Genomic DNA, 12,432 nt, shown 5'->3' with positions numbered 1-12,432 from the left:
AAGGTGAAGACACACAAATGGGACCCCCAACCAAGCGGCGTTGGGGGTCCCATTTTTAAACTGTCAGAAACTTATTTTGGGTTATTTGCGGCCAGTTGGTCGACCAGATCACTTTCCGGCGTGACGAAGACCGTTTTTTGCCCGGTGAAGATCACGAATCCGGGTTTGGCCCCGTTAGGCTTGTGTAGGCGTTTGACCGGCACGTAATCCACGGGGACGGTACTGGAGTCGCGGGCTTTCGAATAATAGGCGGCTAAATTGGCAGCTTCTAAAGTCGTCTGCTCGCTCGGATTCGCGGCGTGAATGATTACGTGAGACCCGGGGATGTCTTTCACGTGCAACCAAATATCGGTCCGCTTGGCGGTGTGTAGGGACAACTTGTCGTTTTGCAGGTTGTTTTTCCCCACGGAGATACGGGTGCCATCGCTCGCCGTGAAGCGGTCTGGTTGGCTGATGCGTTGTTTGCGGCGTTTTTTGGCCTTGGCTTTTGCCTTACGCTGGTGGTCGTGGTCGCGTAGGTAGCCGCCTTGTTGGAGCTCCAAGCGAATATCGGTCAGGTCCTTAGGCGCAGCCAACTCGATTTGGGCCATGATGTTGGTGAAATAGTCCACGTTGGCTTGGGTCTGTTTGATTTGCGTGGTCACGTAACTGACCGCGTTTTTCTCTTTTTGGTAACGCTTGAAGTACTTTTGGGCGTTTTGGTTTGGCGAGAGTTGATTGGACAATGCAATCTTTAAGTGCTTTTCGTTGTCGTAGAAGTTAGGTAAGGTGACCGTGGTGGCCCCCCGTGAGAGCTTATACAGGTAAGTCGTTAAAATTTCACCCTTGATACGGTACTCGTCGGCATTTTCGGTCGCGTCGAGGGTCCGTTGTAGCTTCTTGAGTTTATTTCGGTTTTTCTTCAGTTCGTTGCGAACCACGCGAATCAAGACGCTACCTTGTTGCTGGACCCGGTCACGTTCGGCCTTATCTTGGTAATAGGTATCTAATAGCTGGCTCAGGGTCGGCAAGCTTTGGTTAGTCGTCGTGTCCGGGTACGGGAAGGCCGTGAAGTTGGTCTTCCCGTTGGGTAACTCGGCTAGCGTCGGTTGTGGCGCGTCGAACTGGGCGAAGAAGGCCTGGAAGTGTTGCGCCAAGTCCCCAGTTTCGTGAAGCGTCGCGGCTAAGGCCGCTGCGGTATCTTTGCCCAATCCTTGATATTGGTGTTGCAACGTTTGGGCAAGGACTTCCTGATTCGGGTAGTCCTTGACGGTTTGCGTCAAATCGGCTCGTGGACCGTTGAACGGGTTATCGAGGTCCTGTTTGGGCGGCGTGATGTATTGCGCCCCTGGAAGCAGAAGCCGGTAACGGTTCTGATCGGACCCCACGTGTTTGATAGCATCAAGGATTTTTCCACTACTTTGTTCAACTAAAATAACGTTACTGTGTCGTGCCATGATTTCGATGATGAGCAGGAGTTCTTGTTGGTCACCCAATTCATTGCGGGACGTAAAGTGGAGGTGTACGACCCGGTCATTAGCGGCCTGGGTGACGCCCTTTAAGATGGCCCCCTGGAGATATTTCCGAAGGATCATGGTGTAGTTGGTCGGGACTGCGGGATTCACGTACGGAATCTCGGTGACCTGGATGCGGGCGTACGTCGGGTTAGCGGACAGTAGAATCGGGTAGTTATGCCCATTGGCCCGGATGGTCAGGACCACTTCGTTAGCGTAAGGCTGATTGATTTTGCTGACGCGGCCGGTCGCCACGGTTTGTTCTAATTCGTGGACCATTGCGTGAGTGAAAGACCCATCAAAGGACATCGAGTCACACCTTTCTGGTTAGAATTTAAGTCAGACGTAAAAAAGCATACATAACAAAGTATAACGATTCTCACCTGAAAGCGCAAAGAAGTTTCCTTGCCCAAAGACCGCGTGAGTTAATACTTGTGATAGCCAACAAAGTCATTGTATAATGCAAACAAAGGAAGTGAGGGTGACATGAAATCAAGTCTCGCAGCATTGATGACGGTGACTAAGTCCCAACAACCCTTATTACGCCAAATGGTCAAGCAACACCACTTAACGGTTTCGGAGTGGCAGTTGCTTGACCAAATTGGTAGCGGGGCCAACACCCAAGAAGTGTTGGCGCAGCAGACGCGGTTGGATACGTCGACGTTAAGTCGTCAGTTAAAAGGTCTAGTTGCTAAGGACATGGTAACTAAGGAAGCTGTGGGTCGGGATAAACGACAGCTGGTGTATAGCATCACCGCGATTGGAACGGCCACGGCAGCCGAAATCAACAGCGCGTTCGACGCGTTGGCGGACCAAGTCTTTGAACACTGGTCAGCTGATGAGCGCAACCTCTTACAGATCTTATTGAATCGATTGGCAAAAAGCATGGAACGGCAACGGACCATGTCTCTGAAGTGAGGAGTGAAGGCATATTCAACAGCGATTAGTGGTCATTTCTTTAGACGCACTGGGCAGTCGAGACCTCGACGACCATCTCGACGAGTTGCCTAATTTACGCCGCTTAGTGGTGACGGGAACCCGGGTCAGACGCGTGCAGGGTATTTACCCAACGTTGACCTACCCGTCCCATACGACGATCATTACGGGACAATACCCGCGCAAGCACGGCATCGTGAACAACACCAAAATGCAGCCCCAACGCAAGTCGCCAGATTGGTACTGGTACCAACGCGACGTCAAAGTGCCGACACTGTATGATTTGGTGCGACGGCAACATAAGAAGACGGCCGCGTTCTTGTGGCCGATCACGGCGGGGAGCCGCATTACTTATAATTTAGCAGAAATCTTTCCCAATCGGATTTGGACGAACCAGGTCCTGGTCTCGTTAAAGGCCAGCAGTCCGGCTTTCCTGTTCCGCATGAACCAGAAATACGGTCATTTACGCCGGGGGATTCAACAGCCTGAACTGGACGACTTTATCACCGCTTGTGCGGTCGATACCTTGTACAACAAGTGTCCACAACTGACGCTGATTCATTTAGTCGACATGGACAGTATGCGGCACCGTTACGGGGTCCGCTCGACCGAAGCCATGGCCGCGTTAAAACGGCTGGACACCCGGGTCGGCAAGCTCATCGACGCCACAATCGCGGCGGGGACCTTTAGTAGTACCAACTTTGCGATTTTAGGCGACCACTACCAAATCAACGTCGACCACATGATTCATTTGAACCAGGCCTTTGCGCAACGCGGCTGGTTGACGCCCACGCAGGACGGTGCCGTGCGCAGTGACTGGCACGTATGGGCCAAATCCTGTGATGGCTGTACCTACGTGTACACGCGCAATTTTGCCGACACGCAGGCTTTAAAGCAACTCCTGGAAGACACCCCGGGGGTCGAAGCCGTTTTGACGGGCAAGCAGGCCGCAAAGCGCGGCGCCGACCCGCACTGTCAGTGGCTGGTCGAAGCCGAAGCAGGGTATTACTTTACCGACGAGACGCAACGGCCGGCGGTGGTTGAAGCCGTCGACCCAGACAGTCTGGGGCAACCGGACCGCTACCACGGGGTCCACGGGTACGACCCGTTGAAGCCGAATTACCATACCACCTTGGTTTTAGCGGGACCCGCCATCAAGTCTAACCAGGTCATCGACGACGCGGCACTGATTGATGAGGCGCCTACGTTTGCGCGCTTACTGGGGGTTCACTTTCCAGAGCCCTTACCCGGAAAAGTCTTGACTGAAGCCTTTAAGGAGGACCACCATGAAGCTGACTAAGGAGCAGTGGAGCTGGGTCTTCTACGACTGGGCTAACTCTGGGTACGGCATTATCGTGACCACCGCAATTTTACCCATCTACTTCAAAAGCGTGGCCCAGACCAGCGGGGTCAGTGCGGCCAATGCCACGGCATTTTGGGGCTACTCAAACAGTTTTGGAACGTTATTGGTGGCCATCCTCGCACCGTTCTTAGGGGCCTTGGCCGACTATCCCGGGTTTAAGAAACGCCTATTGCTGAGTTTTACCACGCTGGGGATGGTCATGACGTTGGGTCTGGCCTTATTACCGCCTAGTCAGTGGCAGTGGCTCCTGGTGCTCTACGTCTTATCCGTGCTGGGCTATTCCGGTGGGAATCTGTTTTACGACAGTTTTTTGACCGACGTGAGTGACAACGACCAAATGGACCAATTATCCAGTGTGGGGTATGGTTTTGGCTATCTTGGGGGCGTTTTAGCCTTCATCCTCTTCATGGTCCTTGCACTGACTCACGGCTTCGGTCACTTGGGTAGTCTGGCGGTCGCCCGCTACGGGTTTGCCTTAGCCGCGATTTGGTGGGCCATCTTTCTTATTCCGTTGGCCCGTAACGTGCATCAACGCCACGCGCTCTCAGCAACCCACGCGCCATTGAAACAAAGCTGGCACCGGGTCTGGCAGACCATTGCCCACTTGCGGCAGCACCGGGGGTTGGCCTGGTTTTTAGTGGCGTACTTCTGCTACATCGACGGGGTCGATACCATCTTTACCATGGCAACGTCCATTGGGATGGACATTGGTATCACCAGTTCCACGTTGATTATGGTCTTGTTAGCGGTCCAGTTGGTCGCGTTTCCGTGCTCGATCTTTTATGGTTGGTTAGCCCAAAAGACCAGTACGCGCACGGGAATCTTAATTGCCATTGTGGTCTACTTATTGATTTGTTTGGACGCCCTACACTTGAAATCGGTTGACGATTTCTGGCTCCTCGCCATTTTAGTGGGGACCAGTCAGGGCGGAATCCAAGCGTTATCCCGGTCGTATTTCGGTCGGTTAGTCCCGAAGCAACAGTCGAGCGAATTTTTCGGCTTTTATAACATTTTAGGTAAATTCTCGGCGGTCTTAGGACCAATCCTGGTAGGGGTGGTCACCCAACTGACTGGCCAGTCGCGAATCGGGGCGGCTTCGTTGTCGCTACTTTTCCTGGTAGGCCTGGTCATTTTTTGGGCGTTGCCGCGACTCGCGCCGGACAATTCCTAGTTCTGCCAACGGTTTTATGGTATTCTAGGGGATAAACGAAAGTAAAAGTAGGTGTAAGAACATGAAGATTGCTGTGGTCACCGATAGTACCAGCTATTTGTCCGCAGAAGAGGCGAAACGATATCAGATTCACGTCGTTCCGATTCCGGTGATCATTGACGGCCGTTCCTACGATGAAGGCGTTGATATTACCACTGAGGGATTTTATGACTGGTTACGTAATTCCAAGTCGTTCCCCAGCACGTCGCAACCGCCCCTGGGCGAAATGATTACCCTCTACAACCAGTTGGCTGAAGAGGGGTACGATACGGTGATTAGTATTCACCTGGCCAGCACGATTTCTGGGTTTGTGAACCAGTTGAAAACGCTGGCCCCCACGATTGACAATATCCGGGTGATTCCTTATGACTCCCAGATTACGGTCAAGTTGATGGGGTACTTAGCGATTGAAGCGGCCCGCATGGCGGCTAAGGGCGCCACGCCCGAAGAGATTATTGCCCGTTTAGACGACTTACGGTCGACGATGGGCGAATACTTCGTGGTGGACGATTTACAGAACTTAGTGCGCGGTGGCCGGTTATCCAACGCGTCGGCCTTTATTGGTAGCGTGTTGCGCATCAAGCCATTGTTGACCTTTGATGATACGACCCACGAAATTGTGGCCTTTGAAAAGGTTCGCTCGCGCAAGAAAGCGTTAGCCCGGGTGGAGGAGTTGTTCGTCGAGGCGCAAGCTAAGGTTGATTACCCATTAAAGGCGCTGATTATTGACGCCAACGATGCCGAAGGTGGGGCCGCCTGGGCAACGAAAATTACCCAGCAATACCCCGACATTCCGGTCGAACGGTCCTACTTTGGGCCCGTGATCGGCGCGCACTTGGGCGAAAAATCACTGGCTTTGGCCTGGATCAAAGATTACGAACGCGCTTAATTTGAACTGCGAAAAGCCTGACCAATTGGTCAGGCTTTTTTGGTGGCTAATTTGCGAAATTTGCGTCGGTCACGCATTTTTACTAGTAACTACCGGAAAGTGTGGTATGCTGGAAAGCGTAATTAAATTTACGGAGTAGGCGATAGGGCGTTAAGTGCCGGTGGAACGCAATGTGAACACCGGACGAAGGACAAGTGGTCCGCGATCCTATGGCCGCATTGGCCGCAGGAATGTGGCAACTCCCTTAGGAGATGTCTGAATTGAAGACGATGGCAAGAACCCAGCTCCCCAAGCTGGACACGTTGAGTATGGTCACGATGGGGTTATTAATGGCGTTACAGCTCGTGATCAGTCGATTTTCGGTGGGGAATCAGTTTTTAAAGTTTAGCTTTACCTTTCTGATTGTGGCATTACTCGCCAAGTGGTTTGGCCCGTGGTGGGGGATGCTCACAGCGGCGTTAGTCGATATCGTGGGGACCCTAATGACGGGTGGTCCGTACTTTGTCGGGTTTACGCTTTCCGCCATTATCGGATCGTTGATTTACGCGCTCTTTTTGTATCGCAAACCGGTCAAATGGTGGCGCATTATCGTTGCGCAGCTGTTGATTATGGTAATTGTGAACATCATGTTGAACTCGCTGTGGTTGGTCATCATGTACCACACCCCCATCTGGGGGATTTTACCGGTCCGCTTGTTGAAGCAAGCCATCACGACGCCGATTCAAATCGTGTTGATTTATGGGTTGCTGAAGGCGCCCGTGATTCAAACCATCGAAGGGCGCTTGCACCGAACGACTAGTCAATCATAAAATTCAACTGACGCGGTTTCCTCGAAAGTGAGGAAGCCGCGTTTTTAGTGGGTAAAAGTGGGGCCCAGCTAGTTTACTTAGAGTGGTGAGTAGCGGATTGGTGCGCTAACCGTTTGACCTCAGTTTGCAATTGGTCGACCTGTTGCGTTAAGTGGTCTAGCTTTTGCAATAATTGCCGAGTCTCATCCGGGGATAAAGCCGGCGCTGAGTTTTGTGCGGCCGGCTGCCGCGTGAAGAAGTCGGTGATGGTACTGGTCAATAGCCCAATGAACCCGATGCCCCCAAACATTAACCCTGTGGCGACGATTTTACCCACGGCTGTGTGCGGCGTATCGTCGCCGTAGCCGACCGTGGTGGCCGTCGTGACCGCCCACCATAGCGAATCGGCCAAGCTCTGGTGTTCTGAAACGGAGAATAGCAGGGCACTCAAGACGATGATCACAATACTAATGGAAAATAAATAGATGAAGCCAGTACCGTAGAGAAACCGATGAAAGGCGTGGGTCCATTTACCAGCCAAGCCGAGCCGCCAAAATAAGTGGTGATAAAGCGCCAGGCGGACTAATCGTCCTAGCCGGAAAACGGCAAAGATGGGGTGCATTGGGATGATTCCCAGCAAGTCGAACGCAGAGTGAATTAGAAAAGTTTTACGGTCGGGGGTTCGGATCAAGCGTAGCAAATAATCGGCGGCAAAAATGAGTAGGAGCAAGTGATTAAGTCGTGATTCAAGCTGCCAATGGCCAACGTGACAGGTTAGCAGTAACGCATTGAGCACGGACCAAAGAATTAATAACGTCATCATCAAGTGGTAACTGGTCAGCCGGCGGGATGAACACCGCATCAGAGCAAGACTCCTTTACAGACAAATTAAACTATAATATAGGCTTTTTCACGGCGAGGGGGGGTGCTCGGATGCTTAAACGTAACCGGAATTTAAGAGTTAGAGAAAGCAGGAGAATTAAATTAATTACTTTAACTTATAATCAAAACCAAACCACCACTACCGCAACATCCACAAAACCAATACTCAGCCAAACCCAGTCACTAAGGTTTCCGGCCCAAGGAGTTAAATTTTTCTAGCGTTCTGCGGACTTTGCTTGTCATTCCCTATAATGTTGGTTATAACAGGAAGTGGAATACTAGTGACCGGATTTTATTTCAGGGGGATACACATGAGACGCATCGCACAATTATACGCACAGTACAAGGACGTCATTGCCTACTTAATCTTTGGCGGCCTGACGACTTTAGTCAACTTGGTGGTTTTCTTCATCACGGCGACGTTGTGGGGTTGGAACTACCAACTTGGAACGGCGATTGCTTGGGCCGTTTCCGTCTTATTTGCTTATCTGACCAACCGGGTGTGGGTTTTTCACTCACACTACACGTCATTGGGGTCCCTCGGGCGAGAAGTGGTGTCATTCTTTTCCGTTCGAGCGGCGACGCTAGTCATGGATGAGGGGATCATGTGGCTAGGCGTGTCGGTATTGCTGCAAGATGCTATGCTGACCAAGTTGGTCGACCAAGTGGTGGTCGTGTTAGCCAACTACTTCTTTAGCAAGTGGTTTGTCTTTCGTAAAACCAAGGCGGCGGCTAAAAATTAGGAACCAGCATAAAAATCCGTGACGACTGAACCAAGTAGGGGTTAGTCGTCACGGATTTTTCTATGGTGTGTTCAATTTAATTGTCGGTTCGTAGTTGCCAACTAAACAGGCCAATCAAGACCGTGAAGACCAGCATCATGATAAAGATGGCTCGTGTCCCGTTGATGGTCTGCGTCATCACGGTCCCACCGTGACTAAACGCGGCTAGAATTGCCGAAGAAATGGCGGTCCCTAGCGACCCCGCGTATTGCTGTAAGGTGTTGAACGTCGCGTTCCCGTCACCAATATGGTTAGGCTGGAGCTGCTGGAGGGCCAAGGTAAGGGCGTTGTTGAAGATCAGTGAGAACCCAATCATGTACAGCAAGTAGAGACTCAGCATCCAAGCCACTGATAAGCGACTGGTCAGTAGGGTGAGTGAAAGCAGGGCTAAAACTAAAATCAAGCTTCCCACCAAGAAGGGTTTCCGCTTGGCCCCCATATCGAGTAGCCGCCCCGTAAAGGGTTGCAGAATCGCCGAAGCTAGACTCCCGACCAGTAGTCATTCCTGAGGCCATGACGCTTTGGTGCGTGACCAGTTGGGCGTACGTTGGCAGAATGAACGTCAACCCAATTTGAACGAACTGAATCAAAAAGTAGATACCGAGTAACAGGACAAAATTACGATTCGTAAAGATTTTTAAATTGATTAACGCTGTAGGTTGATGCAAAGACAACCGAATAAAGATAAACACGGCTACGATGGCAATCACCAACGGAACTAAGGCCGCAACACTCAACAGGCCGTCAGTCCCCGCGTTATTCAGCCCCAGGGTCAAACCCACGAACGTGAACATAATCATAATCAATTGCCGTAACGGGAAGAGGTTTTGGGGTGTCGCTTTTGGTTGTTGAATGGTTTTTAACGCAATCAGCCACATCACGATACCAATCGGTAAGACTAACCAGAAGATGATCGGCCAACCGAATTGCTGGGTAGCCCAGCCGCCGTATGTTGGACCCAGCGAAGGTGCTAACGCGACGACCATGCCGGCCGTACCGACGTAACGGCCTTGAATGCCGTGGGGCACTTGCCGCATGATAATTGTAAAGACTAGCGGCATCACTAATCCGGTCGCCACCCCTTGAATCAGCCGGCCACCCAATAAAGGCCAAAGGGCGGGGGCAGTCGCACACAGCACATCCCCCACGATAAAGAGAATTCCGCCTAGAGTAGTTAAGCGCTGCCATTTAAAGCGTCGTTGTAAGTCCGCCGCAATCACCATGGTGCAGGCAACGGCTAAGAGATAGGCGGTCGTGACCCATTGAACCGCGTTGATGGTCGTCCCAAATTGACGACTCAACGTCGGAAAGGTCACGTTCATCGACGTTTCGACTAGGACCCCGCAAAAAGCTAAGCCGGCGGTCCCCACGATACTTAATTTAGTCCGTGTAGAAACAACTGAATTTTCCAAAAAAACAACCTCCAAGGCTAAGTCGCGTTTAGACGTCACAAAAGACGTTCAAAGCAGCTTAGAATTGGAGGTATCAAAGAAGAACACGGATTCTAGCAGTTTAAGCTGGTGCGTCCAGTGAGGCACGCGCCTTAGCAATATTTTAGTTTCTAAGAATCAGTTTACACACTTCGACAAAAAAGTTCAAGGTCGCGGTGCCATCTTGGATTTAGGATGCTGGCGGACGCTTGCCAAGCGAACGTCGAAGACTTGTAGCAGGAAGGCCACCAGTGGCACCCCGACAATCAAGCCCCAAACCCCGAAGAGCTGTTCACTGACAATCAAGGTAATAAAGGTGACAAAGATGGGCAGGTTGGTGGCGTTGGCCATTAATCGGGGGTGCAGGAAGTAAGATTCAAACAGGTGAATCAAAACGACCAGCAAGAGGACTTCCAATAAGCGAATCAAGCCACCAGTGGCAAAGGCGATGATGACCAAAGGAATCAAGGAAATCAAGACCCCGGCCACCGGAATCAGGCCTAAGAAGAAGACCATAATTCATAAGATCAACAGGTTTGGCATACTTAAGAGCCATAGCCCAATGACCATTAAAACGGTGTTAATGGAGCAGATCATCAGTTGGGTTTCAATCACCGTGCCGAAGATACGCACGAAGCTCATCACCAGGCCGCCCATCGGGACGAATAACTTAGCGAAGCGACTGGTGGTAAAGGCGTGGACGAACCGTTGAAGTTGCGTCTTGGTCAAGTTGAAAATAAAACTGAAGAAGAAGGCCAAGACGATGGTCTCAACACCGGAACTCAGCCGTGATAATTGACCGATTCCCGAGGTAAACAACTTTTTCCCACTGCTGATAACCGATGCATTTTGGGTCAGATCCGTGACCAATTTCTTGGCCGACGTTTCCAGTTGCGGGTAGGTTTGAATCAATTGGTCGACCGCCGCGGGTAACGTCTTGATTTCGCGGACTAGTGGCGGAATCAATTGGGCAAAGGCGGCGACTAAGACAATCAAAAACAACAGGTAAACCAGCAACGTGGCCCATAAATGGCCCAGATGTAAATGTTTCTGGAACCCCATGATGGCAGCATTAGCCAGGTAGATAAAAATAATAGTAAATAACGCCAGCGATAAAAAGTCGCGGGCAGCCCACACTAAGATGAGCAGTAAGACCAGTGCCAGGTAGTAAGCCGATAGCGGATTTTGCCAGGCACGTTTCAAAGTGGTTAGCATCCAAACATCCTCTCAAAGCACGTGATAAGTTGAGTTTACGCCACGGACAGGGGGATTGCAACTAAGCTAAAAGCACCCAGTATTTTCCATTAGTTGCTATAATAAAACCATACATTGATTGGTTAAGAGGTTGCTTATGCAAGTCGAAAAAGGATCACTACTCAAATCAAAAATTATTGATAAGAACATTCGGGATAGTCTGAACTTCGGTTGGATTAACTTTGCCGTTTTGTTTTGCGCCATCATCATTGCGAGTGTTGGCTTAAACATGGATTCCGTCACCGTTATCGTCGGGGCCATGTTGGTCTCGCCCATCATGGATCCCATTATTGGGATGGGGTATGGTTTTGGCATTCGGGATCAAAAGCTGATTAAAAAGGGGTTTGCCATTTTCCTGGTGGAGGCGCTCATCGGGTTAGTGGCCGCGACGCTTTACTTTTACTTGTCACCCATTAAGGATGCGGGTGATCAACTGATGTCCCGGACGCAACCCGCGATTTGGGACGTTCTGGTAGCCTTCTTCGGTGGGGTCGCCGGGATCATTGGTTCGGCCAAAAAGGAATCGGCCAATATCATGCCCGGGGTCGCCATTGCTACGGCCTTGATTCCACCGTTGTGTACCACCGGTTACGGCATTAGCCAGTTGGACTGGTCGATTGTAATTGGCGCCGGGTATTTGTTCTTGATCAACTCGTTCTTCATTGCGTTAGCGACGATGATTGGCACTTTGATCTTTAACTTTCGGCGGATTCGGGACAATCCGATTCCCATTAAAGATCAAATCATCATTGTGATGATTGCGTTTGTTATTATCGTCCCCAGCCTTATTTCGGCGTCCAAATTGGTTAAACGATTCTACAACGATGCCCAATTGACGACTTTCTTGAACAAAGAGTTGCCAGATACCTATGTGGTCAATAAGAGTTTTACGGATAAGAAAATCAAGCTTGCTATTATCGGTGACCACATCGACAAAGCGGAAGTTAAGTCACTGGACAAGAAGCTTTCAGACTACAAACTTGGGGACTATAAAATTAAAGATTCAGCAATTATCCCAAGGTAACTACCTTTCAGTCACCGCGTTCAAGAAGTACATTGACCAGACTCAGTCCAGCAACTCGCAGGATGATGAGAGTACGGCCGAGAAGAATGAGGACTTGCCAAAGCTCAAAGAACGCCTGGAGAAGAAGTACCCCAAGAAGATTGACAAGGTGACCGTCAAGCAGTTGGCAGGTGATGACAACGATAAGGCTGCCGTCTTGATTAAGCTGACCTCAAAGGGGAAAGATGATCAAAAGACCATCAAGAAACAAACTCAAAAAATGGCAGACAAATTGGATATTAAAGCGTCAGTTTACTTTACGGACGATTAACTGATTCCGGCTGGTGGCCAACCAAGGTTAGCTACCCATAATTTCACAGCCATCAAAAAGGACTTACCGGT

11 protein-coding genes, 2 pseudogenes and 1 riboswitch are annotated in these 12,432 nt (G+C 50.6%); of the genes and pseudogenes, 8 read left to right on the top strand and 5 right to left on the bottom strand.

The features are described 5' to 3' along the window. Positions 1-71 precede the first annotated feature (71 nt). The gene (locus H3M12_RS09415; RefSeq protein ID WP_129032493.1) at positions 72-1,802 is read right to left on the bottom strand and encodes an NFACT RNA binding domain-containing protein; all 1,731 of its coding nucleotides are present in this window, start codon (positions 1,800-1,802) and stop codon (positions 72-74) included. A gap of 177 nt (positions 1,803-1,979) precedes the next feature. Between H3M12_RS09415 and H3M12_RS09410 the strand changes: the two genes are divergently transcribed. From H3M12_RS09410 to H3M12_RS09390, 5 genes are all read left to right on the top strand, one after another. After that, a complete protein-coding gene (locus H3M12_RS09410; RefSeq protein WP_129032492.1) occupies positions 1,980-2,411 on the top strand; it encodes a MarR family winged helix-turn-helix transcriptional regulator in 432 nt (143 codons plus the stop codon). A gap of 28 nt (positions 2,412-2,439) precedes the next feature. Then, the gene (locus tag H3M12_RS09405) at positions 2,440-3,729 is read left to right on the top strand and encodes an alkaline phosphatase family protein (RefSeq protein ID WP_233449174.1); all 1,290 of its coding nucleotides are present in this window, start codon (positions 2,440-2,442) and stop codon (positions 3,727-3,729) included. Then, positions 3,716-4,963 carry an MFS transporter gene (locus H3M12_RS09400; RefSeq protein WP_182150663.1) on the top strand — a complete coding sequence of 416 codons (1,248 nt, stop codon included), beginning with the start codon at positions 3,716-3,718 and terminating at the stop codon, positions 4,961-4,963. Before H3M12_RS09405 ends, H3M12_RS09400 begins: the two co-directional genes overlap by 14 nt. Positions 4,964-5,024: 61 nt before the next feature. Beyond that, complete coding sequence (locus tag H3M12_RS09395; protein WP_129032490.1) at positions 5,025-5,891, top strand: DegV family protein; 867 nt, start codon at positions 5,025-5,027, stop codon at positions 5,889-5,891. A gap of 129 nt (positions 5,892-6,020) precedes the next feature. After that, a riboswitch (THF riboswitch) is annotated at positions 6,021-6,118 on the top strand. Between the two features lie 24 nt (positions 6,119-6,142). Then, the gene (locus tag H3M12_RS09390) at positions 6,143-6,700 is read left to right on the top strand and encodes a folate family ECF transporter S component (protein ID WP_129032489.1); all 558 of its coding nucleotides are present in this window, start codon (positions 6,143-6,145) and stop codon (positions 6,698-6,700) included. A 73-nt stretch (positions 6,701-6,773) separates the two neighbouring features. Here the strand turns inward: H3M12_RS09390 and H3M12_RS09385 are convergent, their stop codons facing one another. Continuing rightward, positions 6,774-7,541 (bottom strand): potassium channel family protein, encoded by a 768-nt coding sequence (locus H3M12_RS09385; protein ID WP_129032488.1) that lies wholly within the window; start codon positions 7,539-7,541, stop codon positions 6,774-6,776. 331 nt (positions 7,542-7,872) lie between these two features. Here H3M12_RS09385 and H3M12_RS09380 point away from each other — a divergent pair, with 331 nt between their 5' ends. Continuing rightward, entirely contained in the window at positions 7,873-8,304 is a 432-nt protein-coding gene (locus H3M12_RS09380; protein ID WP_129032487.1) for a GtrA family protein, read from the top strand. A gap of 76 nt (positions 8,305-8,380) precedes the next feature. Here the strand turns inward: H3M12_RS09380 and H3M12_RS12925 are convergent, their stop codons facing one another. The 3 genes and pseudogenes from H3M12_RS12925 to H3M12_RS09370 all read right to left on the bottom strand — a co-directional run bounded on the left by H3M12_RS12925 (position 8,381) and on the right by H3M12_RS09370 (position 10,988). Continuing rightward, positions 8,381-8,782, bottom strand: a complete 402-nt coding sequence (locus H3M12_RS12925; protein WP_233449173.1) for an MFS transporter — start codon at positions 8,780-8,782, stop codon at positions 8,381-8,383. A gap of 124 nt (positions 8,783-8,906) precedes the next feature. Next, positions 8,907-9,665 (bottom strand): annotated as a pseudogene (locus H3M12_RS13085) (MFS transporter); the annotation flags it as partial. 273 nt (positions 9,666-9,938) lie between these two features. Beyond that, positions 9,939-10,988, bottom strand: a pseudogene (locus tag H3M12_RS09370) (AI-2E family transporter). 136 nt (positions 10,989-11,124) lie between these two features. Here H3M12_RS09370 and H3M12_RS09365 point away from each other — a divergent pair. Both H3M12_RS09365 and H3M12_RS09360 read left to right on the top strand, forming a co-directional pair. Further along, positions 11,125-12,051 (top strand): DUF389 domain-containing protein, encoded by a 927-nt coding sequence (locus tag H3M12_RS09365; protein ID WP_129032486.1) that lies wholly within the window; start codon positions 11,125-11,127, stop codon positions 12,049-12,051. Further along, positions 12,008-12,361, top strand: a complete 354-nt coding sequence (locus H3M12_RS09360; protein ID WP_129032485.1) for a hypothetical protein — start codon at positions 12,008-12,010, stop codon at positions 12,359-12,361. Before H3M12_RS09365 ends, H3M12_RS09360 begins: the two co-directional genes overlap by 44 nt. Positions 12,362-12,432: the final 71 nt, after the last annotated feature.

The organism is Levilactobacillus suantsaii (assembly GCF_014069315.1).
In the GTDB taxonomy this organism is placed as follows: Bacteria; Bacillota; Bacilli; order Lactobacillales; family Lactobacillaceae; genus Levilactobacillus; species Levilactobacillus suantsaii.
This window is presented reverse-complemented; position numbering and strand designations above follow the sequence as displayed.

What these genes read in the sequence shown, in the direction of transcription:
- H3M12_RS09415 (WP_129032493.1), bottom strand. Translation starts at nt 1,802, where the DNA reads ATGTCCTTTGATGGGTCTTTCACTCACGCAATGGTCCACGAATTAGAA.
- H3M12_RS09410 (WP_129032492.1), top strand. Translation starts at nt 1,980, where the DNA reads ATGAAATCAAGTCTCGCAGCATTGATGACGGTGACTAAGTCCCAACAA.
- H3M12_RS09400 (WP_182150663.1), top strand. Translation starts at nt 3,716, where the DNA reads ATGAAGCTGACTAAGGAGCAGTGGAGCTGGGTCTTCTACGACTGGGCT.
- H3M12_RS09395 (WP_129032490.1), top strand. Translation starts at nt 5,025, where the DNA reads ATGAAGATTGCTGTGGTCACCGATAGTACCAGCTATTTGTCCGCAGAA.
- H3M12_RS09390 (WP_129032489.1), top strand. Translation starts at nt 6,143, where the DNA reads ATGTCTGAATTGAAGACGATGGCAAGAACCCAGCTCCCCAAGCTGGAC.
- H3M12_RS09385 (WP_129032488.1), bottom strand. Translation starts at nt 7,541, where the DNA reads ATGCGGTGTTCATCCCGCCGGCTGACCAGTTACCACTTGATGATGACG.
- H3M12_RS09380 (WP_129032487.1), top strand. Translation starts at nt 7,873, where the DNA reads ATGAGACGCATCGCACAATTATACGCACAGTACAAGGACGTCATTGCC.
- H3M12_RS12925 (WP_233449173.1), bottom strand. Translation starts at nt 8,782, where the DNA reads ATGGGGGCCAAGCGGAAACCCTTCTTGGTGGGAAGCTTGATTTTAGTT.
- H3M12_RS09365 (WP_129032486.1), top strand. Translation starts at nt 11,125, where the DNA reads ATGCAAGTCGAAAAAGGATCACTACTCAAATCAAAAATTATTGATAAG.